The organism is Nitrosospira sp. NpAV (genome assembly GCF_000832065.1).
Classification (GTDB): domain Bacteria; phylum Pseudomonadota; class Gammaproteobacteria; order Burkholderiales; family Nitrosomonadaceae; genus Nitrosospira.
The window spans coordinates 1-446 of the sequence record NZ_JXQM01000266.1; the positions used below are offsets into that span (position 1 = coordinate 1).

Annotated in this window: 1 pseudogene; it reads right to left on the minus strand. The window is 49.3% G+C overall.

The features are described from left to right. Positions 1 to 298 (minus strand): annotated as a pseudogene (locus SQ11_RS16080) (pyridoxal-dependent decarboxylase, exosortase A system-associated); the annotation flags it as partial. Positions 299 to 446 lie beyond the last annotated feature (148 nt).

Below are 446 nucleotides of genomic sequence, written 5' to 3' on the forward strand. Positions count from 1 at the left end.
CATCCAGTGCCACTTTCATTTCGCCAGCCGAATCGACATCAATTCCATCCACTAGACATGCCAGATGCTGTACCACAGCCGACATCGGATTGGCTTTCATTGCGTAGTGCAGAAGCAGGCCAGCCGACAGGTGTTGCCTCAGATATCTTATACGTGCGGAAATTAACTGACGATCATAGGCAGAGAAAGGTGTGCTTCCAACTCGCTGAGCAAGGAGCGTGAGCGGAATACCGCCAACGACGAGGCAATGATCCTGTACGGAAAACTGGGTTGTCGGCGCATGCTTGGGTTGAATCATCGCTATGTTTCTTCTGTTTGAAAAATGTATTGGAATTCACTGGCCAGATTTTTTCGATCAATTTTTCCATTCGGGTTACGTGGCAGACTGGTCTGCCGTAACGTAATCAGCCCGGGTTGCCTGAAAGCTGTCTCTTATACCCATCTCC